The sequence below is a fragment of the Phenylobacterium sp. genome (genome assembly GCF_004297125.1).
GTDB lineage: Bacteria > Pseudomonadota > Alphaproteobacteria > Caulobacterales > Caulobacteraceae > Phenylobacterium.
In genome coordinates, this window is record NZ_SCVD01000007.1 from 17,155 (window position 1) to 40,287 (window position 23,133).

General features: G+C 69.8%; 23 protein-coding genes. 9 read left to right on the forward strand and 14 right to left on the reverse strand.

The genetic code is table 11. From position 1 onward, the window contains the following. Positions 1 to 59 precede the first annotated feature (59 nt). From EPO51_RS04100 to EPO51_RS04135, 8 genes are all read left to right on the forward strand, one after another. The gene (locus tag EPO51_RS04100; protein WP_293346244.1) at positions 60 to 3,011 is read left to right on the forward strand and encodes a 2-oxoglutarate dehydrogenase E1 component; all 2,952 of its coding nucleotides are present in this window, start codon (positions 60 to 62) and stop codon (positions 3,009 to 3,011) included. Between the two features lie 43 nt (positions 3,012 to 3,054). After that, complete coding sequence (gene odhB / locus EPO51_RS04105) at positions 3,055 to 4,278, forward strand: 2-oxoglutarate dehydrogenase complex dihydrolipoyllysine-residue succinyltransferase (protein ID WP_293346246.1); 1,224 nt, start codon at positions 3,055 to 3,057, stop codon at positions 4,276 to 4,278. A gap of 133 nt (positions 4,279 to 4,411) precedes the next feature. Beyond that, a complete protein-coding gene (locus tag EPO51_RS04110; RefSeq protein WP_293346248.1) occupies positions 4,412 to 4,798 on the forward strand; it encodes a hypothetical protein in 387 nt (128 codons plus the stop codon). An 11-nt stretch (positions 4,799 to 4,809) separates the two neighbouring features. Beyond that, positions 4,810 to 5,238: a response regulator gene (locus EPO51_RS04115; RefSeq protein ID WP_293346250.1), complete on the forward strand. Its 429-nt coding sequence runs from the start codon at positions 4,810 to 4,812 to the stop codon at positions 5,236 to 5,238. Between the two features lie 77 nt (positions 5,239 to 5,315). After that, on the forward strand, positions 5,316 to 6,734 hold the full coding sequence (gene lpdA, locus EPO51_RS04120) for a dihydrolipoyl dehydrogenase (RefSeq protein ID WP_293346252.1): 1,419 nt from the start codon (positions 5,316 to 5,318) through the stop codon (positions 6,732 to 6,734). Continuing rightward, complete coding sequence (locus EPO51_RS04125) at positions 6,716 to 7,156, forward strand: GNAT family N-acetyltransferase (protein ID WP_293346254.1); 441 nt, start codon at positions 6,716 to 6,718, stop codon at positions 7,154 to 7,156. The genes lpdA and EPO51_RS04125 overlap by 19 nt, the downstream gene beginning before the upstream one ends. A gap of 130 nt (positions 7,157 to 7,286) precedes the next feature. After that, positions 7,287 to 7,559 (forward strand): hypothetical protein, encoded by a 273-nt coding sequence (locus EPO51_RS04130; protein ID WP_293346256.1) that lies wholly within the window; start codon positions 7,287 to 7,289, stop codon positions 7,557 to 7,559. Then, positions 7,559 to 7,819: a hypothetical protein gene (locus EPO51_RS04135; protein WP_293346258.1), complete on the forward strand. Its 261-nt coding sequence runs from the start codon at positions 7,559 to 7,561 to the stop codon at positions 7,817 to 7,819. The genes EPO51_RS04130 and EPO51_RS04135 overlap by 1 nt, the downstream gene beginning before the upstream one ends. A 7-nt stretch (positions 7,820 to 7,826) precedes the next feature. Here the strand turns inward: EPO51_RS04135 and EPO51_RS04140 are convergent, their stop codons facing one another. From EPO51_RS04140 to fsa, 3 genes are read right to left on the reverse strand one after another with little or no spacing between them, the layout of a single operon-like run. After that, a complete protein-coding gene (locus EPO51_RS04140; protein WP_293346259.1) occupies positions 7,827 to 8,753 on the reverse strand; it encodes a tyrosine recombinase XerC in 927 nt (308 codons plus the stop codon). Then, positions 8,738 to 9,421 (reverse strand): DUF484 family protein, encoded by a 684-nt coding sequence (locus EPO51_RS04145; RefSeq protein WP_293346261.1) that lies wholly within the window; start codon positions 9,419 to 9,421, stop codon positions 8,738 to 8,740. The genes EPO51_RS04140 and EPO51_RS04145 overlap by 16 nt, the downstream gene beginning before the upstream one ends. Positions 9,422 to 9,434: 13 nt before the next feature. Then, a complete protein-coding gene (gene fsa, locus EPO51_RS04150; RefSeq protein WP_293346263.1) occupies positions 9,435 to 10,088 on the reverse strand; it encodes a fructose-6-phosphate aldolase in 654 nt (217 codons plus the stop codon). Positions 10,089 to 10,149: 61 nt separating this feature from the next. Here fsa and EPO51_RS04155 point away from each other — a divergent pair, with 61 nt between their 5' ends. Further along, complete coding sequence (locus EPO51_RS04155; protein ID WP_293346265.1) at positions 10,150 to 12,306, forward strand: primosomal protein N'; 2,157 nt, start codon at positions 10,150 to 10,152, stop codon at positions 12,304 to 12,306. Between the two features lie 66 nt (positions 12,307 to 12,372). Here the strand turns inward: EPO51_RS04155 and EPO51_RS04160 are convergent, their stop codons facing one another. From EPO51_RS04160 to cmk, 11 genes are all read right to left on the reverse strand, one after another. After that, on the reverse strand, positions 12,373 to 12,585 hold the full coding sequence (locus EPO51_RS04160) for a hypothetical protein (protein ID WP_293346267.1): 213 nt from the start codon (positions 12,583 to 12,585) through the stop codon (positions 12,373 to 12,375). Next, on the reverse strand, positions 12,573 to 13,934 hold the full coding sequence (locus EPO51_RS04165; protein WP_293346269.1) for a bifunctional folylpolyglutamate synthase/dihydrofolate synthase: 1,362 nt from the start codon (positions 13,932 to 13,934) through the stop codon (positions 12,573 to 12,575). The genes EPO51_RS04160 and EPO51_RS04165 overlap by 13 nt, the downstream gene beginning before the upstream one ends. After that, entirely contained in the window at positions 13,909 to 14,829 is a 921-nt protein-coding gene (accD, locus tag EPO51_RS04170) for an acetyl-CoA carboxylase, carboxyltransferase subunit beta (RefSeq protein WP_293346271.1), read from the reverse strand. Before accD ends, EPO51_RS04165 begins: the two co-directional genes overlap by 26 nt. Positions 14,830 to 14,834: 5 nt before the next feature. Further along, positions 14,835 to 15,668, reverse strand: a complete 834-nt coding sequence (trpA, locus tag EPO51_RS04175) for a tryptophan synthase subunit alpha (protein ID WP_293346273.1) — start codon at positions 15,666 to 15,668, stop codon at positions 14,835 to 14,837. Next, complete coding sequence (gene trpB / locus EPO51_RS04180) at positions 15,665 to 16,885, reverse strand: tryptophan synthase subunit beta (RefSeq protein WP_293346275.1); 1,221 nt, start codon at positions 16,883 to 16,885, stop codon at positions 15,665 to 15,667. The genes trpA and trpB overlap by 4 nt, the downstream gene beginning before the upstream one ends. A gap of 9 nt (positions 16,886 to 16,894) precedes the next feature. Continuing rightward, positions 16,895 to 17,539, reverse strand: coding sequence for a phosphoribosylanthranilate isomerase (locus tag EPO51_RS04185; protein ID WP_293346277.1), 645 nt, complete (start codon positions 17,537 to 17,539; stop codon positions 16,895 to 16,897). A gap of 47 nt (positions 17,540 to 17,586) precedes the next feature. Beyond that, on the reverse strand, positions 17,587 to 17,997 hold the full coding sequence (gene mscL, locus EPO51_RS04190) for a large-conductance mechanosensitive channel protein MscL (protein ID WP_293346279.1): 411 nt from the start codon (positions 17,995 to 17,997) through the stop codon (positions 17,587 to 17,589). A 29-nt stretch (positions 17,998 to 18,026) separates the two neighbouring features. Further along, positions 18,027 to 18,317, reverse strand: coding sequence for an integration host factor subunit beta (locus EPO51_RS04195; RefSeq protein ID WP_293346281.1), 291 nt, complete (start codon positions 18,315 to 18,317; stop codon positions 18,027 to 18,029). A gap of 134 nt (positions 18,318 to 18,451) precedes the next feature. Continuing rightward, a complete protein-coding gene (locus tag EPO51_RS04200; RefSeq protein ID WP_293346283.1) occupies positions 18,452 to 20,407 on the reverse strand; it encodes a DUF3857 domain-containing protein in 1,956 nt (651 codons plus the stop codon). Between the two features lie 131 nt (positions 20,408 to 20,538). Next, positions 20,539 to 22,245, reverse strand: a complete 1,707-nt coding sequence (gene rpsA / locus EPO51_RS04205) for a 30S ribosomal protein S1 (protein ID WP_293346285.1) — start codon at positions 22,243 to 22,245, stop codon at positions 20,539 to 20,541. Between the two features lie 179 nt (positions 22,246 to 22,424). After that, positions 22,425 to 23,102, reverse strand: a complete 678-nt coding sequence (gene cmk, locus EPO51_RS04210; RefSeq protein WP_293346287.1) for a (d)CMP kinase — start codon at positions 23,100 to 23,102, stop codon at positions 22,425 to 22,427. Between the last annotated feature and the right edge of the window lie 31 nt (positions 23,103 to 23,133).

A 23,133-nucleotide genomic window follows, 5' to 3' on the forward strand; every position in this document is an offset into this window, starting at 1 on the left:
CGGTCCGCGCTCGGCTCCTTCTTCCGAAGTCCGTGGGCCCGCCCCGGAAGGCGAAGGACATGGCGGACGACGCGGGCCTCATCAACGAAGTGATGGCCGAGACCTCTTTCCTCTACGGCGGCAATGCGGCCTTCGTGGAGGATCTCTATGCGAAATGGGCGGCGGACCCGAACTCGGTCGCCCCCTCGTGGCAGGCGTTCTTCGCCTCCCTGCTGGACGGCAAGGGCGACGTGGCGCGCGCCGCCGGCAAGCCCGCCTGGACCAAGCCCGAGACCCCCGCCGCGCGCCCCGACTGGATGAGCGCCATCGACGGCCTGTGGCCCGCGGTGGAAGCTAAGCTGGGCAAGGCGATCGCCGACAAGAAGCCCACCGCCTCGGTGGACGAGGTCCGCGCCGCCACCCTGGATTCGCTGCGCGCCATCATGATGATCCGGGCCTACCGGATGCGCGGCCACCTGAAGGCCAACCTGGACCCGCTGGGCCTGGCCGCCACGCCGGGCGACGCCTCCGAACTCGATCCGTCCACCTACGGCTTCGCCGAGCCCGACTTCGACCGGCCGATCTTCCTCGACTTCGTGCTGGGCCTGGAAACGGCCAGCATCCGCGAAATCCTGGCGATCCTGCGCCGCACCTACTGCGGCAACGTCGGCGTGCAGTACATGCACATCTCCGATCCGAAGGAGAAGGCCTGGCTGCAGGAGCGGATCGAGGGCCGCGACAAGGAGATCGTGTTCTCCAAGGAGGGCAAGGTCGCCATCCTGAAGAAGCTGATCGAGACCCAGGGCTTCGAACAGTTCCTCCACCGCCGTTTCCCCGGCACCAAGCGCTTCGGCCTGGACGGCGGCGAGGCGATGGTCCCGGCGCTGGAGCAGATCATCAAGCGCGGCGGCGCCATGGGCGTGAAGGACATCGTCATCGGCATGCCGCACCGTGGCCGGCTGAACGTGCTCGCCGCCGTGATGGGCAAGCCCTACCACGTGATCTTCCACGAGTTCCAAGGCGGCTCGTCGCTTCCCTCGGACGTGCAGGGTTCGGGCGACGTGAAGTACCACCTGGGCGCCTCGTCGGACCGTGAGTTCGACGGCAACAGCGTCCACCTGTCGCTCACCGCCAACCCCTCGCACCTTGAGATCGTCAATCCGGTCGTGATCGGGAAGGTGCGCGCCAAGCAGGCGTTCACCCTGCGCGACCAGCCGTCGAGCGGCCGCGGCCATGTGATGCCGCTGCTGCTGCACGGCGACGCGGCCTTCGCCGGCCAGGGCGTGGTGGCCGAGTGCTTCGCCCTTTCGGGCCTGCGCGGCTACGGCGTCGGCGGGACCATGCACTTCGTGGTCAACAACCAGATCGGCTTCACCACCAGCCCGAAGAACAGCCGCTCGTCGCCCTATCCGACCGACGTGGCCCTGATGGTGGAAACGCCCATCTTCCACGTGAACGGGGACGACCCCGAGGCCGTGACCTTCGCCGCCAAGGTGGGCACCGAGTACCGCCAGCTGTTCGGCAAGGACGTGGTCATCGACATGTTCTGCTATCGGCGCTTCGGTCACAACGAGGGGGACGACCCCACGATGACCCAGCCGCTGATGTACGCAAAGATCAAGAACCACCCGTCGGTTCGCGACCTCTACGGCCAGCGGCTCATCGCCGAGGGCGTCGCCAGCCAAGCGGACGTGGACGGCTGGATCGCCGAGTTCGACAAATTCCTCGACCAGGAGTTCGACGGGGGCAAGTCCTACAAGGCCAACAAGGCCGACTGGCTGGACGGCAAGTGGTCGGGCCTGAAGCTGCCGACCGGCGAAGAGCGCCACGCCACCGGCGTGCCGAAGCAGAAGCTGCTGGACCTGGGCCGCAAGCTGACCACGGTTCCCGAGAGGGTCACCGTCCACAAGACGGTGGAGCGGGTCATCGCGGCCCGTCGCGAGGCGATCGAGACCGGCCAGGGCGTCGATTGGGCCACCGGCGAGAGCCTGGCCTTCGCCACCCTGCTGGACCAGGGCTATCCGGTTCGCCTGTCCGGGCAGGACAGCGTGCGCGGCACCTTCAGCCAGCGCCACTCCGGCCTGATCGACCAGAAGAGCGAGGAGGTCTACTTCCCGCTGCGCAACCTGGGTCCGAACCAGGCCCACTTCGAGGTGCTGGATTCGGCGCTGTCGGAAGAGGCGGTGCTGGGCTTCGAGTACGGTTTCTCGCTGACCGACCCCGACACCCTGACCATGTGGGAAGCCCAGTTCGGCGACTTCGTGAACGGCGCCCAGGTGGTCATCGACCAGTTCATCTGCTCGGGCGAGCGCAAGTGGCTTCGCATGAGCGGGTTGGTGATGCTGCTGCCGCACGGCTACGAGGGCCAGGGGCCCGAGCACTCGTCGGCCCGCCTCGAGCGGTTCCTGCAGCTCTGCGCCGAAGACAATATGCAGGTGGTCAACTGCACGACCCCCGCCAACTATTTCCACGCCCTGCGCCGGCAGCTGCTGCGGGAATTCCGCAAGCCGCTGATCGTGATGACGCCCAAGAGCCTGCTGCGCCACAAGCGGGCGGTCTCGACGATCGACGACTTCGCCGAGGGCACCGGCTTCCACCGGGTGATGGTGGACGGCGCCGAAGCCGGCTGCGACGTGGGCGGCGTGACGCTGCAGGCCGACGACAAGATCAACCGGGTCATCGTCTGCTCGGGCAAGGTCTACTTCGACCTCGTCGAACAGCGCGCCAAGACCGGCCGCGACGACGTCTACATCCTGCGGCTGGAACAGTTCTATCCCTGGCCGCTGAAGTCGCTGACCAACGAGCTGAAGCGGTTCAAGAACGCCGAGCTGGTCTGGTGCCAGGAGGAGCCCAAGAACATGGGCGGCTGGCAGTTCGTCGACCCCTGGCTCGAACTGACCCTGGAGCGTATGAGCATCAAGGCCAAGCGCGCCCGCTACGTCGGTCGTCCGGCCTCGGCCTCGACGGCCGCCGGCCTGATGAGCCGCCACCTGAAAGAGCTCGAGACCTTCCTTACGGAAGCCTTCGCCTAACCCCACTTTGTGTGTTCGAGAGACCTAAGGAGCCGACCCCCCAATGGCCGACATCATGACCCCCGCCCTCGGTGAGTCCGTCACCGAAGCCACGGTGGCGCGCTGGGCGAAGAAGGCCGGCGATGCGGTCCGCAAGGACGAGATCCTGGTCGAGCTGGAAACCGACAAGGTGAGCCTGGAAGTGGCCGCGCCGTCCGATGGCGTGCTCAGCGAGATCACCGCCGAGGAGGGCGCGACGGTCGAACCCGGCGCGGTGCTCGGCAAGATTACGGACGGAGCCGCCGCCCCGGCCCCGAAGCCCGCGGCTCCGAAGGCCGAGGCCGCCCCCGCGCCGAAGCCCGAACCCGCTCCGGCGCCGACCCCCGCGCCGGTCGCCAAGACCGCCGCCGAGCCGGTGCTGGCCCCCTCGGCCCAGCGGGTCGTCGCCGAGAACAAGCTGGACGCGGGCGCCATCGCCGGCACCGGCAAGGACGGTCGGGTGACCAAGGGCGACGCCCTCGCCGCCCTGGAGGCCCGCGCCAGCGCGCCGGCGCAAGCTCCGGCTCCGGCCGCGCCGCGCGCGATCCATGAGCGCGAGGAGCGGGTGAAGATGACGCGCCTGCGCCAGACCATCGCGCGCCGGTTGAAGGAAGCCCAGAACGCCGCCGCCATGCTGACCACCTTCAACGAGGTGGACATGTCCGGCGTGATGGCGCTGCGCAACGAGTACAAGGACGTGTTCGAGAAGAAGCACGGCGTGAAGCTGGGCTTCATGTCCTTCTTCGTGAAGGCGGTGATCCACGGCCTGAAGCAGGTGCCCGAGGTCAACGCCGAGATCGACGGCACGGACCTGATCTACAAGAACCACTACGACATTTCGGTCGCGGTCGGGACCGAGAAGGGCCTGGTCACGCCGGTGGTGCGCGACGCCGACGCCATGAGCCTTTCCGAGATCGAGAAGGAGATCGGCGCGCTGGGCAAGAAGGCCCGCGACGGCCAGCTGGCGCTGGAGGATCTGCAGGGCGGGACCTTCACCATCTCGAACGGCGGCATCTACGGCTCGCTGATGTCGACGCCGATCCTGAACGCGCCGCAGTCGGGCATCCTGGGCATGCACAAGATCCAGGAGCGGCCGATGGTCGTGAACGGCCAGATCGTGGTGCGGCCGATGATGTACCTGGCGCTGAGCTACGACCACCGGATCGTCGACGGCAAGGGCGCGGTGACCTTCCTGGTCCACGTCAAGGAAGCCATCGAGGATCCGCAACGGCTGCTGCTCGACGTCTGAGGCGGCGGCCCGCGGGCGCGGGCCGATTGTCGCAGGCCAAGGCGTAGCCCCGAGGCTTGGCGAACAGCGTTTCCCACAATTCACCAAGCCTTAGGCATCCCCTGGGAAGTCTCCTTTTCGCAGGAGGACTTCCATGAACGCCCCGATGACGACCCGGACCCTGGCGCCCAGCGTGGCGATGACCCTGGACGTCCTGGCGGCCGAAATCGAGCTGGCGGGAGCCCGTTGCATCTTCCTCGACCGGATCATCGGCGAGGTGATGGACGGTCTGCCGGAGCGAGAGCGAGAGCGCCTGATGGAAGGGCTGCACGGGGTGGACCTGCTGGCCCAGCACCTCACCAGCCTTTCCGCCTTCGCGCGCGGCCTGAGCCTGGCGATGCCCGGGGACGTGACCGTCCCCGTGCTCGGCGCCATCTCGGAGGTCACCCTGGGCGCGCTGGCCGAACGCATGACAGCTGGCCTGGGCGGCGACGATGGCGAAGGCGATGACGCCACCGCCGGCGACCTGGACCTGTTCTGAGGAGCACGCGCATGCAATTCGACGGTCGCGCTTCGAAGATCATGGTCGTCGACCATGACCGCACCACCCTGGAGATGATGCATCTGCGCCTGGACGTGGCCGGGTTCCACCCGATGTCCGCGCGTTCCGGTCGCGCCGCCCTGGAGGTGCTGGAGACCAGCCGCCCGGACGCCCTGATCCTGGAGCGGAACCTGCCCGAGATGTGCGGCCTGGAGCTGCTCCGCGCCATCGCCGCCATGCCCGGCCGCCCCGTGCCGGTGCTGCTGGTGGGCCGAAACCTGGCCGCGGAGGACGTGCGCATGGGCATGCAGTTCGGCGTTCGCGACTGCCTGGCCAAGCCGTTCAGCGGCGCCGCGGTCCTGGAACGGCTGAACCGGATGCTGAAGCGGAGCGCGGCGAGCCCGGCCGCCGCCCGTCCGGTGGTCCATCTCAACGCCTGAACGAAAGACCGGCGCGCCGGCGGTTGACCTGTGGCGTTCCATGCCTAGGTTCCCGGCATCCGAAGCGCAGGCGCATCATGGCTGAAACCACTCCCTACGACGTCATCATCATCGGCGGCGGCCCCGGCGGCTACAATGCGGCGATCCGCGCCGGACAGCTCGGCCTGAAGGTCGCCTGCGTGGACAAGGGCGTCGATGGCGGCGAGACGCTGGGCGGCACCTGCCTGAACGTGGGCTGCATGCCGTCCAAGGCGCTGCTGCACGCCTCGGAGCTGTTCGCTGCGGCGAACACCGAGTTCGCCACCCTGGGCATCGAGGTGACGCCCAAGCTGAACCTGCCCCAGATGATGAAGCAGAAGGCCGAGTCCGTGGCCGCGCTCACCAAGGGCATCGAGTTCCTGTTCAAGAAGAACAAGGTCGACCGGGTGCGCGGAGCGGGCCGGATCGCCGGCCCGGGCAAGGTCGAGGTGACGGGGCCGGACGGCGCGGTCGCGACGCTTGAGGCCAAGGACATCGTCATCGCCACCGGTTCCCTGCCGTCGGGCCTGCCCGGCGTCGAGGTCGACCAGAAGCGGATCGTGGACAGCACCGGCGCCCTGACGCTGCCCGAAGTCCCGGGCCACCTGGTGGTGATCGGCGCGGGCATCATCGGCCTGGAGCTGGGCTCGGTCTGGCGCCGGCTGGGCGCCAAGGTCACCGTCGTGGAGTTCCTGGATCGGATCACCCCCGGCATGGACGCCGAGATGGCCAAGACCTTCCAACGCTCGCTGACCAAGCAGGGCATGGAATTCAAGCTGGGCGCCAAGGTCACCGGCGCGAAGGTGGGCAAGAAGGGCGTGACCCTGACCTACGAGCCCGTCGCCGGCGGCGCAGCGGAGACGCTGGAGGCCGACTACGTCCTGCTGGCCATCGGGCGACGGCCCTACACCGAGGGCCTGGGCCTCGATACGGTGGGCGTCACTCCCGACAAGCGCGGGTTCATCGAGACCGACCACCTGCGCACCTCGGCGGCCGGCGTCTGGGCGATCGGCGATGTGACCCACGGTCCGATGCTGGCGCACAAGGCGGAGGAGGACGCGGTCGCCTGCATCGAGACCATCGCCGGAAAATACGCGCACATCGACTACAACCTGGTGCCGAGCGTGGTCTACACCAGCCCTGAGGTGGCCTGGGTCGGCAAGACCGAGGAGCAGCTGAAGGCCGAGGGCCGCGCCTACAAGGTCGGCAAGTTCCCCTTCACCGCCAACAGCCGCGCCAAGATCAACCACGAGACCGAGGGCTTCGTGAAGGTGCTGGCCGACGCGACCACGGACGAGGTCCTGGGCGCCCACCTGATCGGCCCCCAGGTCAGCGAGATGGTCGGCGAATATGCCGTGGCCATGGCCTTCCGGGCGGCGTCCGAGGACGTGGCGCGCACCTGCCATCCCCACCCGACGCGCTCCGAGGCGCTGCGTCAGGCGGCCATGGGAGTCGAAGGGTGGACGATGCAGGCCTGACGCCTGGTCTGGCACTGCGCCGTGCGCGGGTGGACGAGCTGGCGGCCTGCGCCGGCCTCTATGTGCGCGTGCTCCGCGACACCTTCACCTGGATCCCGCCCGAGCGGCACCGGGCCGAGGATTTCCTGGCCGCCGCCCGCGACGAGGAGGTCTACGTCGCCGTGGAAGGCGGCCGGATCTTGGGCATGGCGGCGCTCTACCGGCCGCAGACCTTCCTGCACTCGCTCTATGTGACGGAGCGCGGCCGGGGGATCGGCAAGGCCTTGCTGGAGCACGTGATCGCCGCCGCGGGCGGACGGCTGTCGCTCAAATGCCAGGCGGCCAACCTGGGCGCCCAGGCCTTCTACGTCCGCGAGGGCTTCCGCTGCGTCGAGGCCGGCGAGGACGGCGGTGTGGCCTGGCTGCGCTTCGTGCGGGGCTGAAGGGGTTTGTGACGGCCGGCTCGCTCGTCGCCGACCCGTGAAGGCTGTACAACGTGGCTGAATCTTAATTTGGCGAGCTCCGATTGTGATGGCAGCCTGCTACAATCCTGTTGCGTAAGGGGAGGCTGCGATGCTTGCGCTGCTCGCCGCGATGACTGTCGCTACGACACCGGCCGCCGATGCGCGGACGCGGCTGGCTATGGTCGATCCCGCCGCGCGTCCCGTCTGCAAGTCCAACGGCCGCTATGAGATCGCCGATCCCGCGCTGCTCTATCGCCGCGACGGCAAGGCCCGGGTCTCGCCGCTGGGCGCCCTGCCCAAGGCCAATCACGAGAAGGCGGTCCTGCGCACCATCGACGGCTGCGCCGCGCCCGTGGTCGTCGGCTATCAGGTGGGTCGCTAGTGGATCCAGCCTCGATCGCCATCGCCATGATGCTCGTCTCGGCTCAGCCGAGCGCCAAGGAGATGCAGGAGCGCGCCACGCCGATCCGCTGCCGGCCGGCGCCCTATTACATCGCCGAACGCACGGGCAAGCAGATCCCGCGGATCCTGCTCGACACCCCCAAGGGCCGCTCCATCGCGGTCATCGACAAGCGCGGCCGCCCCTGCCACCTGACCCGCACCCCCAACGAGGGCCGCACCACCTTCCGCAACGCCGACTGATCCCGCCCTACGCGTGGGGATGGGCGCGGTTGTAGGCGCTGAGCAGGCCCGCGGCGTCGACCTCGGTGTAGCGCTGCGTGGTCGACAGCGACGCGTGCCCCAGCAGTTCCTGGATCGAGCGCAGGTCGGCGCCCGCCCCCAGCAGGTGCGTCGCGAACGAATGGCGCAGCGCGTGCGGCGTCGCGCTGGCGGGCAGACCCAGCCGGCCCCGCAGGATCTGGACGGTGTGCTGGACGTGCCGGGGGCTCAGGGGGCCGCCGCGCTTGGCCAGGAACAGCGGCCCGTCTGCATCCAGCACGAACGGGACCTCCGCCAGGTAGGCGTCCACCGCGGCGCGGACGGCGGGCAGGATGGGGACCATGCGGGTCTTCCCGCCCTTGCCGGTGATCCGAAGCACCTCGGGCAGGGGCGCGTCCGAGCGCTTCAGCGACAGGCCCTCCGAGATCCGCAGGCCGCAGCCATAGAGCAGGGTCAGCACCGCCTGGTCGCGGGCGGCCTCCCAGGTCTCGCGATCCGGATCCAGGGAAGGCTCGGCCAACAGCCCCGCGGCCTGATCCTCGGTAACGGGGCGCGGCACGCCCGGCTTCACGCGGGGACCGCGGACCAGGGTGAGCGCCGGGTTGGGCGCGTCCAGCCGGCGGTCGAGGAAGCGGTGGAAGGTGCGGATCGCCGACAGCGCCTGGCTGAGCGAGCGTGGCGACAGCGGATGGTCCCCCGCCCGCAGGTGCGCCAGCCAAGCGCGAACCTCGCCGGCGGTGACGCCCGACAGGTCCCGGACCGTCAGGCTCTCGCCGCGGTGCTGCTCCAGGAAGAAGATGTAGCGGGCCGCCGCGAAGCCATAGGCCTCCAGCGTGCGCGGCGAGGAACGGCGCTCGTGCTCCAGGTGCTCGAGCCACGCGGCCCGGGCTTGGGCGGCGGTCAGAGGAGCGGCCATCGCTCCGCCGTGCGCTCGACCACGCGGGCCAGGAAGGCCACGAGTTCGGCGCCCATGTCGGGCGTGAAGTCTTCGTCGTTTGTCGAGCCGAAGGCCAGCAGGCCCTGGCGAGACGGCTCCCAGATGGCCATGCGGACCATGGCCATCGACCGGATCTCACCCGCGCCGGGGCCAAACAGGCCCAGCGCCGTAGGCGCAAAGCCCATGCGGGCCATGCGGCGCGACCCGTCGAGGATCAGGTCGACCTGTCCTTCGACCAGGTGCTTCCAGCCGGCGGGCGGCAGGCCCTCGCTTTCGAGCGCGATGATCCCAGCGGCCAGGCCGAACCGGGTGCGGGCCAGATCGTCGACCCGGCGGGTCAGGTCGGAGAGGTTGCGGGCGTCCAGCAGGTCCACGACCGCGCCGTGGGTCTGGGCCTGGGCGGCGAAATTGGCTCGGGCGGTCTCTTCCAGCAGCGCGCGCTGCTCGGCCTCGCGCTGGTGGGCGGCGTGGACCCGGGCCATGGGGGCGAACTCGACCACGTTGCCGGCCGCGACCGTCAGACCCAACTCGGCCAGCAGGCCTTCGTCGGCCTTCAGGAAATCCGGATTGTCCGCCAGGAAGCGGCGGACGGCGGACGGATCGACCGGGGCGCCGTCGAAAGAGAACTCACCCTGCGATCCGTCCATGCGTCTCAAGCCCTTACAGGATGGACTGGCCCGTCTTGGCCCAGTCCGCCATGAACTGTTGGAGCCCGCGTTCGGTTAACGGATGCTTGAAAAGGGCGAGGAAGACGTCCGGGGGAATGGTCGCGCAGTCGGCGCCCGCGAGCGCGGCCTCGGTGACGTGGGACGGCGAGCGGATCGAGGCCGCCAGGATTTCGGTGTCGAAGTCGTAGTTGTCGTAGATCGCCCGGATCTCGGTGATCAGGTCCATGCCGGTCGCGCCATGGTCGTCGAGGCGGCCGATGAACGGGCTGATGTAGGTCGCGCCCGACTTGGCGGCCAGCAGGGCCTGGGCCGCGGAGAAGCAGAGTGTGACGTTGGTCTGGATGCCCTCGGCCGAGAATTCGCGGGTGGCCATCAGGCCTTCGCGGGTCAAGGGGACCTTCACCACGACGTTCGGCGCGACGCCGGCCAGCTTGCGGCCCTCGGCCAGCATGCCTGCGGTGTCCATGGCGGCGACCTCGGCCGAGACCGGGCCGTCGACCAGGCCGCAGATCTCCGCGATCACGTCCAGCATGTTGCGGCCGGACTTGGCGATCAGCGAGGGATTGGTGGTGACGCCGTCGATCAGGCCGGTGGCGGCGAGGTCCTTGAGGACGGCGGTGTCGGTGGTGTCGAGGAAGAGCTGCATTATCTGACCTTGGAGACTTGTTCGGGGTGCTTGTAGCTGCGAAGCCCACAAGCGCAAAACCATGAGCCGCATCGCCTCCGTCCTGATCCCCATGCCGCTGCCCGAGGCGTTCGACTACGCCGAGCCGGAGGGTATGGGGCTGGAGCCCGGCGACCAGGTCGCCGTGCCGCTGGGCCCCAGGCTGATCCGGGGGGTGGTGGCGGAGCTCCGCGACGCGCTGGGCGGAAACCGCCCGCTGAAGCCGGTGGCCGAGTTGCTGGACGATCCACGCCTGCCACCGGGCACCGTGGAGTTCGTACAATGGGCCGCGCGGTATTCCGTGGATGCGCCGGGCGGGCCGCTGGCGATCGCGCTCAGGGGCGCCCGCGCCCCGAAACCCCGGCCGGTCAGGGTGGTCGAAGCCACGGGCCTCCAGCCGGCCCGATCCTCACCCGCAAGGGTGAAGGTGTTGGATGCGGCGACCTCGCCGATGCCGGCGGCCGAGCTGGCGCGGGCGGCGGGGGTCTCCGCCGGCGTGGTGAAGGGCCTGCTGGACGAGGGCGTGCTGGCGGCGCGCGAAATCCTGGCCGAGGCGCGGTTCGAGCCGCCGGACCTCAGCCTCCAGGGCGCGATGCTGAGCGAGAGCCAGGCGGCGGCCGCCGACGTTCTCAAGTCCGCGGCGCTGAGCGGCTTCGGGGTCACCCTGCTGGACGGCGTGACCGGCTCGGGCAAGACCGAGGTCTATCTGGAGGCCGCCGCGGCGGCCCTGGCGGCCGATCCGGACGCCCAGGTGCTGATCCTGCTGCCTGAGATCGCGCTCACCCAGGCGGTGATCGCCCGCGTCGCGACCCGCTTCGGCGCCCAGCCGGGGGAATGGCACTCCGACGTGGCGCCGCCCGCCCGCCGGCGGGTCTGGGAGGCGGTGGCCGCCGGGAACTGCCGGATCGTGGTGGGCGCGCGTTCGGCGCTGTTCCTGCCGTTCCGCCGGCTGAAGCTGATCGTCGTGGACGAGGAGCACGACGGCTCGTTCAAGCAGGAGGACGGCTTCATCTACCACGCGCGCGACCTGGCGGTGGTGCGGGGGCGGATCGAGGACGCGGCGGTGGTGCTGGCCTCGGCCACGCCGTCGCTGGAGACCCTGCGCAACGCCGAGGCGGGCCGGTACCGCTGGCTGAAGCTGTCGGCGCGGCATGGGACGGCGCGGCTGCCGGACATCACCCTCATCGACCTGCGCGAGCATCCGCCCGAGACCGGCCGCTGGCTGTCGCCGCCGTTGGTCGCGGCCATGGCGGAGACCTGGGAGCGCGGCGAGCAGAGCCTGTTGTTCCTCAATCGGCGGGGCTATGCGCCGCTGGTGCTGTGCAAGGCGTGCGGCGAGCGGATGACCGCGCCCGACACCGACAGCTGGCTGGTGGAACACCGCTACACCGGCCGCCTGGTCTGCCACCTGACCGGCTTCTCCATGCCCAAGCCCGCCGCCTGCCCGCACTGCGGGGCCAAGGACAGCCTGGTCTCGATCGGGCCGGGGGTGGAGCGCGTGGAGGAGGAGGCCCGCGCCCTGTTCCCGGACGCAAGGATCGCGGTCTTCTCGTCCGACACCGTCTTCGACGCGCGCGAGGCGCGGCGGATGGTGCAGGCGATGGCCGAGGGCCAGATCGACATCCTGGTGGCCACCCAGGCGGCCGCCAAGGGGCACAACTTCCCGAACCTCACCCTGGTGGGCGTGGTGGACGCCGACCTCGGCCTGCGGGGCGGCGACCTGCGGGCCGCCGAACGGACCTACCAGCTGCTCGCCCAGGCGACGGGGCGCGCCGGCCGGCGGGACCGGCCGGGCCGGGCCCTGCTGCAGACCTATGCGCCGGAGCACGCGGTGATGCAGGCCCTGCAGGCCCAGGACCGGGACGCCTTCGTGGCCGCCGAGATGGCCGAGCGCGAGCTGGCGGGCCTGCCGCCGTTCGGGCGGCTGGCGGCGGTGATCGCCTCGGGGCCGGACATGGCCCAGCTGGAGGCCTTCGTGCAGGGCATGGCCCAGGCCGCGCCCAATACGCCGGGGGTGGAAGTCTATGGCCCCGCCGATGCGCCGCTGGGCCTGATCCGCGGTCGCCGGCGCAAGCGTTTCCTGATCCGCGCGGATCGCGGCGTCGACCTCTCGGCCTACATGGCCGCCTGGCGCGCGCGGGTGAGGCCGCCCGGCCAGATCCGCGTCGCCATCGATATCGATCCCTACAGTTTTCTGTGAGCGGGTGTCTGAGCGGGGTTCCGGGTCCGCTGGCGGCTTGGCAGTCCCCTGACGGGGAAGGAAAAGTCATCGCCGCCGGCTAACCGCCCAGTTCACGATGCGGCTGGCGATGAGCCAACCGATGAGCCAGCCGAACATCACCGTGGGTCCGCGTCCGTAGAAGTGGATCAGGACCAGCAGCACCACCAGGGCCACGGCCAGGGTGGCCAGCCACGGGATCGGCAGCGCCAGGCGCCAGGTGCGTCTTCCAAACATCAGCTCGGCCCTCAGGTCGGCCAAGTCTCCGGGCTCATCGCCAGCACTTCGCCGGCGAAGTGCAGGCCGCCGCAGATCAGCACATGGGGCGCGGGGCCGTCGATCTCCAGGGCGCGGGCGACCGCGTCGGAGACATTGGACGAGGTCTCGGGAGACAGGCCGGCGCGGATCGCCGCGTCGACCAGTTCGTCGGTGCTGGCGGCGATGGGGCTGTCGAAGTTCGTCGCGATCACCCGCGGCCGCATCTCCGCGAAGGGGCGGAAGAAGCCCTCGGCGTCCTTCCTGGCGAACATGCCGGTGACCAGCACCAGCGGGCGCGGATCGCGGTCGATGAGGCGGCTGGCGGCCTCGGCGAGCGCGCGGCCGGCGTGGGGATTGTGGCCGCCGTCCAGCCAGAGGTCGGCGCCGCGCGCCGCCGCCAGCTCGGCCAGCGGGCCGGCGGTGAGGCGCTGCATTCGGGCCGGCCAGACCGTGGAGGTCAGGCCGCGTCCCACGTCCTCGTCGGAAAGCTCGCGGTCGAAGGTCAGGGCCGCGGCCACCGCCAGGCCGGCGTTTGCGAACTGGTAGCCGCCGAACAGGCTGGGGGCCGGCAGGTCGAGCAGCCGGTCGGGCATCTGCACCAGCAGGCGGCCGCGCTCCTCCCAGGCGTCGAAGTCGCGGCCCATCAGCAGCATGGGGGCCATGCGGTCGTCGGCTTCGCGCTCGATCATCTCCAGCGCCTCGTCGGGCTGGCGGGCGACGACCACGGGACGGCCGTGCTTGATGATCCCGGCCTTCTCCCAGGCGATCTTGGTCAGGCCGGGGCCCAGCAGCTCCAGGTGGTCGTAGTCGACCGGCGTGATCACGCTGACCGCCGGGGCGTCGAAGATGTTGGTGGCGTCGAACCGGCCGCCCAGGCCCACCTCGACGACGCAGAGGTCGGCCGGCGTCTCGGCGAAGGCCAGGAACGCCAGCACGGTGGTGATCTCGAAGAAGCTGATGTCCTGGCCGTCGTTGGCCGCCTCCACCCGGTCGGTGAGCTCGGTGAGCTGCTCGTCGGTGATCAGCCGGCCCGCCAGCCGGATCCGCTCGGCGAAGCGGACGAGGTGCGGTGAGGTCAGGGTGTGCACCCGCCGGCCCGCGGCCTCGGCGATGGCGCGCAGGTAGGCGACGGTCGAGCCCTTGCCGTTGGTGCCCGCCACGTGGATCACCGGGGGCAGCTTCTTCTCGGGGTTCCCGAGCGCCGCCAGCAGCCGTTCCACGCGGCCGGTGGTCAGGTCGATCAGGGTCGGATGGTTGGCGCGCAGGCGCTGGACCACCGCGTCGGAGGCGCGGATCGGGTCGTGTCCGGGGTCTTTGGCGACCAGGTCAGGCGGCGGAGGAAAAGCGTTCACGCCCCATCATAAGGGTCTTCAGGATGGAACTCAGCTTTTCCGGAAGATCGGCGCGTTTCACCACCTGATCGACCATCCCCCGCTCCATAAGGAACTCCGAGCGCTGGAAACCGGGCGGCAGGGTCTCGCGGATGGTCTGCTCGATCACGCGCCGGCCCGAGAAGCCGATGGTGGCGTTGGGCTCGGCCAGGTGGACGTCGCCCAGCATGGCGTAGGAGGCGGTCACCCCGCCGGTCGTCGGGTCGGTGAGCACCACGATGTAGGGCAGGCCGGCGCTCTTCACCTCGTTCAACGCCAGGGTGGTGCGGGCCATCTGCATGAGGGAGAGCGTCCCCTCCTGCATCCGCGCGCCGCCCGAGGCGGTGAAGATCACCAGCGGGACCTCGCGCTTCACGGCCTCCTTGGCCGCGATCACGAAGGTCTCGCCCGCGGCCATGCCCAGCGAACCGCCCATGAAGGCGAAATCCTGGACGATCACCACGGCGGGCTGGCCCAGGATATGGCCGTAGCCGACCGCCATGGAGTCCTGTTCGCCGGTGGCCTTGCGGGCCGCCTTCAGGCGCTCGGGGTAGGGCTTCTCGTCGGGGAAGTGCAGCGGGTCGTCGGCCACGATCGGCGTGGCGATACGCTCGTACTTGGCGTCGTCGAAGGTGTAGTCCAGGCGCAGCTTCGAGCCGATGCGCATGTGGGCGCCCGAGGGCGTGACCCACAGGGCCGCCTCGAGGTCGGGCCGGTACAGCATCTCGCCGGAGTCCGGGTCCTTGACCCAGAGGTTCTCGGGCGTGTCCTTCCGGGTCAGGCCGCGCACGCCCGGCGCGATGCGGGAAAGCCAGCCTCGGCGGCGCTCGGCGGTCGGTCGACCGGGTTTGTCGTTACGCTGTTCAGCCATCGCCATGGTTTTCAGACCGCCGTAAGGCCCCGACGCGCGAAGCGCACAGCCTTAGCTAGAGAATTCACTTTGGAAAGAACTCGCCGGGTCACGTCTTCGTTCAAATCCACGGCTTCGGCCACTTCATCCACAAGCGCGGATCCCACGACCACGGCATCGGCGACCTGAGCTATGGCCGACGCCCGCTCCGGGGTCTTGATCCCGAAGCCGACCGCCACCGGAAGCCCCGACGCCCGGCGCACGCGCTCGACGTGCGGCGCCACGGCGTCGGCGTCGGCTTCCTTCACCCCGGTCACGCCCGCGACCGAGACGTAATAGACGAAGCCCGAGGCGCGGCGGATCACGGTCGGCAGGCGCTTGTCGTCCGTGGTGGGCGTGGTCAGGAAAATCAGCGCCATGCCGTGGGCCTCCAGCGCGTCGGCCAGCGGATCGGCCTCCTCCGGCGGGCAGTCGACCACGATCATGCCGTCGACGCCCGCGTCGGCGGCGTCGCGGGCGAAGGCTTCGAAGCCCCAGGTCACCAGCGGGTTCAGGTAGCCCATGAGGATCAGGGGCGTGGCCTGGTCGCCCTCGCGGAAGGCGCGGATCAGGTCCAGCGTGCCCTTAAGCGTCATGCCCTTGGCCAGCGCCCGCTGGGCGGCGCGCTGGATCGGCGGCCCCTCGGCCATGGGATCGGAGAACGGGAAACCCACCTCGATCAGGTCGGCGCCGGCGTCCGGCAAGCCCTTGAGGATGGCCAGCGCGGTGGCGGCGTCGGGATCGCCGGCCATGACATAGGGGATGAAGGCGGCGCGGCCCTCGGCCTTCAGGGCCGCGAAGCGCGCGTCGATACGGGACTTGGTCAAATCTGGCGCCCCAGGTGCGCGGCCACCGTGTTCACGTCCTTGTCGCCGCGTCCGGACAGGTTCAGCACCACCACCCCGTCCTTGCCGAGGTCGCGGGCGATCTCGCCGATGCGGGCGAGCGCGTGGGCCGACTCGATGGCCGGCAGGATGCCCTCCAGCCGGGACAGCAGCATGAAGGCGTCGAGCGACTCGGCGTCGGTGGCGGTCAGGTAGGTCGCCCGGCCGACGTCGTGGAGCCACGAGTGCTCGGGCCCGATGCCGGGATAGTCCAGGCCCGCCGAGATCGAGTGGGCCTCCGTGATCTGGCCTTCGCGGTCCTGCAGCAGGTAGGTCATGTTGCCGTGCAGGACGCCGGGGCGCCCGCCATTGATGGCCGCCGCGTGGCGGTCGGTGTCCATGCCTTCGCCCGCCGCCTCGACCCCGATCAGCTTCACGCCCTCGTCGTTGAGGAAGGGGTGGAAGAGGCCGATGGCGTTGGAGCCACCGCCGACGCAGGCCACGACTGCGTCGGGAAGACGGCCCTCGGCCTCCACGATCTGCTCGCGCACCTCGCGGCCGATCACCGCCTGGAAGTCGCGGACCATCTCCGGATAGGGGTGCATGCCGGCGGCGGTGCCGATCAGGTAGTAGGTGTCGTGGACGTTGGTGACCCAGTCGCGCAGCGCCTCGTTCATGGCGTCCTTGAGGGTCGCCGAGCCGCTCGTCACCGGCCGCACCTCGGCGCCCAGCAGGTTCATGCGGAAGACGTTGGGCTTCTGCCGCTCCACGTCGACCGCGCCCATGTAGACGACGCAGGGCAGGCCGAAGCGGGCGCAGACGGTGGCGGTGGCCACGCCGTGCTGGCCGGCGCCGGTCTCGGCGATGATCCGGGTCTTGCCCATCCGCATGGCCAGCAGGATCTGGCCCATGCAGTTGTTGATCTTGTGCGAGCCGGTGTGGTTCAGCTCCTCGCGCTTCAGATAGATCTTCGCCCCGCCGAAGTGCTCGGTCAGGCGACTGGCGAAGTAGAGCGGCGAGGGGCGGCCCACATAATGGGTCAGGTAGCCGGCGAGCTCGGCCTGGAACGCCGGATCGGCCTTGGCCGCCGCATAGGCCGCGTCCAGCTCGTGGACCAGCGGCATCAGCGTCTCGGGCACGTACTGGCCGCCGTAGTCGCCGAAGCGCCCCTTGGCGTCCGGATAGGCGGTGTAGTCGTTCGGACGGGCAGGTGCGTTCAAAGCTGTGCTCTACGCGCGGCGAACAGCGTCGAGGAACGCCGTGATCAAGGCCGGGTCCTTTAGTCCGGGACCGCGCTCCACGCCAGAGGAAACGTCCACCAGCGGCGCGCCGGAGGCGGCGATGGCGCCGGCCACGTTCCAGGGATCGAGCCCCCCGGCCAGGAACCAGGGCCTCTCGAAGCGGCGGCCGGCGAGCAGCGTCCAGTCGAAGGCCACGCCCAGGCCGCCGGGGCGGTCCGCGTCCCTGGGCGGCTTGGACTCGAACATCAGGTGCTCGACCAGGGTCTCGTAGGCGCGGGCGGCGGCGAAGTCCGAGGCCTCCGAGACCGGCACGACCTTGACGATCCCGCGGCCCGACCGCTGGGCCACCTCGCGCACCCGCGCCGGGGTCTCCTTGCCGTGGAGCTGGATCAGGTCGGGCGACAGGCCGGCCACGATGGCGTCCACCTCGTTGTCGGAAGGATCGACCGCGACCGCCACGATCTTCACGCCGCGGGCCCGGGCCGGCGGCGCCAGCCGGGCCGCCGCCTCGGGGGCGATGTTGCGCGGGCTCTTCGGGAAGAACATGAAACCGAGGTAGGCGGCGCCGCCATCCACCGCCGCGCGCACCGCCTCGGGCGTCGAGACCCCGCAGATCTTCGTCCTGGCCGTCATGGGGCAGGAAATAGGCCATCCCTCCTCTTTAGGGGAGGGATGATCCGCTACCGCGCCTTCAGCAGGTCGCGGATCTCGATCAGCAGGGCTTCCTGCGGGGTCGGCGCGGGGGGCGCCTCCGGCGCGGCGGCTTCCTGGCGGCGCAGCGAATTGACCGCCTTCACCAGCAGGAAGATCACCCAGGCCACGATCAGGAACTTGATGCCGGCGTTGATCAGCGCGCCGTACTGGATCGCCACGAGTTCGCTGGCGGCCGTCGCCGGGTCGTCCGGCTTCAGCACGATCGCCAGCTTCGAGAAGTCGACGCCCGAGGTCAGCATGCCGATCGGCGGCATCACGACCTGGTCCACCAGCACCTTCACGATGTCATTGAACGCGGCGCCGATGATCACGCCGACCGCTAGGTCGACCACGTTGCCGCGGGCGATGAACTCGCGGAATTCCGAGAAGACGCCCATCAGACCCTCCTAATCGAGGGCCTGGAGGATCAGCCCTCGTCGTCGGCGTTCAGCCGCTCGCGCAGCTCCTTGCCGCTCTTGAAGAAGGGGACGTGTTTGGCGCGCACGTCAACCGGCTCGCCGGTGCGGGGGTTGCGGCCGGCGCGGGCGTCGCGCGAACGGACAGACAGGGCGCCGAAGCCCCGCAGCTCCACGCGGCCGCCCTCCTCGAGGGCTTCGATCATGCGATCAAAGATCACGCCCACCACGCGCTCGATATCGCGCTGGGTGAGGTGCGGATTCTCTTCCGCAAGTTTCGCGATCAGCTCGGACTTGATCATTACGCCCCTCGAACCGGCGCGACCATGGCCGAGCCGGACACGCGGATCAAGGCGCAAAAACGGGCTAACCGTCCGATAAGGTCAAGCTCTACGCCTGGCATGCGCCACAACTCCTGGGCGCGGCCCCGCCGCGCCTAAAGCGGAGCCCGGATCAGGCTGTCCTCCGACGCAATGCGCCGGAAGGTCCGCGCGGCCGCGTCCGCCTCGGTTGCGGAAATCTCAGGCGCCAGGGACCGCATATCGGTCGTGAAGCGGGCGACGCCGTCGGTGATCCCCGCCGCACGGCTCAGCTCCACGCCGCCGACGGTCTCCTTGCTGGTCGGCCCCCGCACGGTGAAGCCCTTCCCCCCCGCCGGCAGCACCACCTCGGTGGTGGAGCGGATGAACAGCGGGAACGGGACGGCGTAGGGCGCGTCGCGATTCGGCCCCGGCTCGCGCCGCGGATAGCTGGGCGCGCCGTTGCTGGAGGCGGTGACCCGGTATTCGCGCACGCCCAGGTCGGGGTTCTTGCGCCAGTCCAGCTCGGCCGTCCCCGACATGTGGATCTCGAAGGCGTCCTGCGCCGCGTCGTCCTTCCACTCGACCTTATCGACCTCGACCCAGCTCATCGTGCCCGAGAGCTGCTGGCGGAAGTTGCGTTCCAGATCGGCGCGCGGAACGGCGGCCACCATCTGGCGCAGGCCGTTGGCCGCGTCGCCCCGGAAGCGGTTCACCACCTGCATGGCGGCCGGCGTGTCCAGGCCCTTGGAGGCGTCGAAGCGGATGTTCGCCTCGAGGAACGGTTCGCTGAGCGGGGGCACGACGATCTGTTCGAGGTCCGAGCCGGCCGCACGGATCGGCAGGGCCCAGCGGTGCGGCGGCGGCCGGAGCGCGTCCAGGCCGCTGCGATCGCCGGTGCGGGTGCCGTCCAGCCAGTAGGTCTTGCCGTCGATCCTGGCCCGCACGATCACATGGTTGAAGGCGGCCAGCGAGGGCAGCCGCTCGTTCATTCCGTCGCCGCCGCCCAGGCTGACCAGGGCCGGCTCGGCGTCGACCTTCAGCTCCCTGAGGATCGCCAGCAGGAGGGCGGTCTTGCCCTTGCAGTCCCCGAACTTCCGCGCCCAGGTCTGGTCGGCTGCGGCGGGCACATAGCCGCCGTCGCCGATGCCGATGAAGAAGTAGCGGGTCTTGTCCTCGACCAGCCGCAGGGCCTCGAAGGCGCGCTGCTTCGGATCCTGGGTCTTCGCGGCGATGGCGTCGATCTCGGCGCGCAGGTCGGAATCGCGGCTGATCGTGGCGGCGCGGTCGTAGAGCGGGGCCATGATCCGCGAAATCTCGTTCCAGCTCTCGAAGCTGGAGGTCTCCATGTAGCCCAGCCGGCGGAAGCGAGGCGGCGCGCCGACCGGCGGCTTCGGCGCCTGCACGCCGGCGGCGTCCAGGGTCAGGTAGGTCCAGCCGCCGTCCTGGGTCTCCGTCGGCTCGCCGAAGCCCTGGGTGGTGCGGTATTTTATGGGCGTCCCCGTCGGCCACGACAGCCGCACGCGATAGCGGCCGGCGACCCCCGGAAAGCCCAGCCCCTCCATGTCGTAGGACCGGTTTCCGGCGACGGGATCGCGGCCGGAGTGAGTCCAGGAGGCGTCGAGGATGTCGCCCACCTGCAGGCCCTCGATCTGCTGGGTCGCGCTCATGCGGCCGTCCAGCATGGCCTTCTCCAGCTCCTGCTCGCGGCGCAGGACCAGCATCTTCTTGCCCCTGGCCAGCAGGTCGATGGTCTGGCCGCCCCGGATCAGCCGCAGGCTGTGGACCGTCACCGTCTCGTCCTCGGGATCCCAGGTCACGCCGAACGTCGTCAGCGACGCCAGCCCCTCGGCCTTCAGCACCTTGCGGACGCGGCGGTTGTAATAGGTGTCGCCCTGCGGCGTCAGGCGGCTCTGGTTGTCGTCGAGCAGGGTCTGGACGGCGGGAGCCCCCTCGGCCGGCGGCGCTTCGGGAACCTCGGCCACCTCGACCCATTTGGGCGGAGGCCCGAAGTTGGGCTTTGGGGCGGCCAGCGCAGGAACGGAGATCAGCAGGGCGACGGCAAGGCCGGCGGCAAAACGGGCGAAACGCACTGTAGGGGCGACCCTTCGAGAACCAAGCGGCCACGATAGAACGCGCGGCGTTAAAACAAAAACGGCGGACCGGTTTCCCGATCCGCCGCTCGAAGTTCAGGCCCGGAGGCCCGAACCCTTTCTTACCAAGACTATTCCTTCTGGGCCTTCTCGCGGAGAGCCGCGCCCAGGATGTCGCCCAGCGAGGCGCCAGAGTCCGACGAGCCGAACTGCTCGATGGCTTCCTTTTCCTCGGCCATTTCCAGGGCCTTCACCGACAGCGAGATGCGGCGGGCCGCCTTGTCGACGTTGGTGACCTGGGCGTCCAGGCGGTCGCCGACGGCGAAACGCTCGGGGCGCTGGTCGGCGCGGTCGCGGCTCAGGTCCGACTTGCGGATGAAGGCCGTCATCGGCGCGTCATCCTCGCCGAACTTCACCTCGATGCCGCCCGAGGTGATCTCGGTGACGGTCGTGGTGACGGTCTGGCCCTTGCGGAAGGTGTCGCCCTGCAGCGGGTCGCCGCCGAGCTGCTTGATGCCGAGCGAGATGCGCTCCTTCTCGACGTCCACGTCCAGGACGCGGGCCTTGACGGTCTCGCCCTTGGTGTACTTCGCGATGGCTTCCTCGCCGGGGGTCGCCCAGTCCAGGTCGGACAGGTGGACCATGCCGTCGATGTCGTTCTCGAGGCCGATGAACAGGCCGAACTCGGTGGCGTTCTTGACTTCGCCCTCGACGGTCGAGCCGATCGGGTGAGCGGCCACGAAGGCCTCCCACGGATTGGCCATGGCCTGCTTGAGGCCCAGCGAGACGCGGCGCTTGGACGGATCGACGTCCAGCACGACCACGTCGACTTCTTGGCTGGTCGAGACGATCTTGCCGGGGTGGACGTTCTTCTTGGTCCACGACATTTCCGACACGTGCACCAGGCCTTCGACACCGGCTTCCAGCTCCACGAAGGCGCCGTAGTCGGTGATGTTGGTGATGCGGCCGGTGAACTTCGCGCCCACCGGGTACTTGGCTTCCACGCCGTCCCACGGGTCGGACTGGAGCTGCTTCATGCCGAGCGAGATGCGCTGGGTGTCGGGGTTGATCTTGACGATCTGGACCTTCACCGTGTCGCCGACCGCGAGCACCTGGCTCGGGTGGTTGACGCGCTTCCAGCTCATGTCGGTGACGTGCAGCAGGCCGTCGATGCCGCCCAGGTCCACGAACGCGCCGTAGTCGGTGATGTTCTTGACCACGCCTTCGCGGACTTCGCCCTCTTGCAGCTGGCTGACCAGCTCGGTGCGCTGTTCGGCGCGGGCTTCCTCGAGGATCGCGCGACGCGACACCACGATGTTGCCCCGGGGACGGTCCATCTTCAGGATCGCGAAGGGCTGCTCGCGGCCCATCAGCGGGCCGACGTCGCGCACCGGGCGGATATCGACCTGGCTGCCGGGCAGGAACGCCGAGGCGCCGCCCAGGTCGACGGTGAAGCCGCCCTTCACGCGGCCGACGATGACGCCCATCACCGGCTCGTTCTTCTCGTAGACGCCTTCAAGGCGCGTCCAGGCTTCCTCGCGACGGGCCTTCTCGCGGCTGATCACCGCTTCGCCCATGGCGTTCTCGACGCGCTCCAGGAACACCTCGACGTTGTCGCCGGCCTTCAGCGCCGGACGGCCTTCGTCCATGCCGAATTCCTTCAGCGGCACGCGGCCTTCGGTCTTCAGACCGACGTCGATGATCGCGAAGTCCTTCTCGATGGCCACCACGAGACCGTGGACCACTTGGCCTTCCATGAAGTCGCGCCCGCCGAGGGACTCGTCGAGCAGCGCGGCGAAGTCGTCGCGCGAGGGGTTGAGGCTCAGATCGTCAGCCATGTGTACTTTCGTCTTCAAATGACCTTCGGGCCCGCACACCGGCTGGTGTCGGACGGAGTCCCGCTAGGTCGGGTTAAGGGTTGCGACCGAAGGTGCGAAGCCCACTCCACAAGGAAGAAGACCACCGCACCGTGAAATTTGCCCGCAGCCGTACGAGGGAAAGGCGCGGTTGGATTTGTCTACCGGTCGTCCCGTTCAAGGGCTTCCCAGCGGACGCGCGCCGCCTCGACGATACGGCGGGCCGCATCGGCGGCCTGCTCTATAGTCATTTCAGTGGTTTCGAGCAAGGCGGCGTCCGGGGCGGCCTTCATGGGGGCGGCGTCGCGGCCCCCGTCGCGGGCGTCGCGCCTGCGGATGTCGGCCAGCACGTCCTCGTAGGACACCTCCTCGCCCTGGGCGAAGAGTTGCTTCCAGCGGCGCTCGGCGCGGACCTCGGGCGTGGCGGTGACGAACAGCTTCGCCGGGGCTTCCGGACAGATCACCGTCCCGATGTCGCGGCCGTCCAGCACGGCGCCGCCGTCCTGGCGGGCGAAGGTGCGCTGGAACTCCAGCAGGGCGTCGCGCACCCGCGGGTGAACCGCCACCCGGCTGGCCAGCTCGCCGGCCGCGCGGGTGCGCAGGGCGGGGTCGGATAGCAGGTCGGCGCTGAGCGTCGCCGCCGCCGCGGCCGCCGCGCCCTCGTCGTCCAGCGACAGACCGGCGCGGTCCATCAGGACCCCCACGGCGCGGTACAAAAGGCCGGTGTCCAGCACCGGCAGGCCCAGCTCGGCGGCCAGGCGCGTGGCGATCGTCCCCTTGCCCGAGGCGGCGGGGCCATCGACGGCGACGATGAAGGATGGACGCGCAGGCTTGCCCATCAGGCCCATCCTCCTCTCCCCCCGGCGGAGC

Excerpts from the sequence above, each read along its gene's own strand:
- EPO51_RS04100 (WP_293346244.1), top strand. The coding sequence starts at position 60 with ATGGCGGACGACGCGGGCCTCATCAACGAAGTGATGGCCGAGACCTCT.
- odhB (WP_293346246.1), top strand. The coding sequence starts at position 3,055 with ATGGCCGACATCATGACCCCCGCCCTCGGTGAGTCCGTCACCGAAGCC.
- EPO51_RS04110 (WP_293346248.1), top strand. The coding sequence starts at position 4,412 with ATGAACGCCCCGATGACGACCCGGACCCTGGCGCCCAGCGTGGCGATG.
- EPO51_RS04115 (WP_293346250.1), top strand. The coding sequence starts at position 4,810 with ATGCAATTCGACGGTCGCGCTTCGAAGATCATGGTCGTCGACCATGAC.
- lpdA (WP_293346252.1), top strand. The coding sequence starts at position 5,316 with ATGGCTGAAACCACTCCCTACGACGTCATCATCATCGGCGGCGGCCCC.
- EPO51_RS04130 (WP_293346256.1), top strand. The coding sequence starts at position 7,287 with ATGCTTGCGCTGCTCGCCGCGATGACTGTCGCTACGACACCGGCCGCC.
- EPO51_RS04140 (WP_293346259.1), bottom strand. The coding sequence starts at position 8,753 with ATGGCCGCTCCTCTGACCGCCGCCCAAGCCCGGGCCGCGTGGCTCGAG.
- EPO51_RS04145 (WP_293346261.1), bottom strand. The coding sequence starts at position 9,421 with ATGGACGGATCGCAGGGTGAGTTCTCTTTCGACGGCGCCCCGGTCGAT.
- fsa (WP_293346263.1), bottom strand. The coding sequence starts at position 10,088 with ATGCAGCTCTTCCTCGACACCACCGACACCGCCGTCCTCAAGGACCTC.
- EPO51_RS04155 (WP_293346265.1), top strand. The coding sequence starts at position 10,150 with ATGAGCCGCATCGCCTCCGTCCTGATCCCCATGCCGCTGCCCGAGGCG.
- accD (WP_293346271.1), bottom strand. The coding sequence starts at position 14,829 with ATGGCGATGGCTGAACAGCGTAACGACAAACCCGGTCGACCGACCGCC.
- EPO51_RS04185 (WP_293346277.1), bottom strand. The coding sequence starts at position 17,539 with ATGACGGCCAGGACGAAGATCTGCGGGGTCTCGACGCCCGAGGCGGTG.
- mscL (WP_293346279.1), bottom strand. The coding sequence starts at position 17,997 with ATGGGCGTCTTCTCGGAATTCCGCGAGTTCATCGCCCGCGGCAACGTG.
- EPO51_RS04195 (WP_293346281.1), bottom strand. The coding sequence starts at position 18,317 with ATGATCAAGTCCGAGCTGATCGCGAAACTTGCGGAAGAGAATCCGCAC.
- rpsA (WP_293346285.1), bottom strand. The coding sequence starts at position 22,245 with ATGGCTGACGATCTGAGCCTCAACCCCTCGCGCGACGACTTCGCCGCG.
- cmk (WP_293346287.1), bottom strand. The coding sequence starts at position 23,102 with ATGGGCAAGCCTGCGCGTCCATCCTTCATCGTCGCCGTCGATGGCCCC.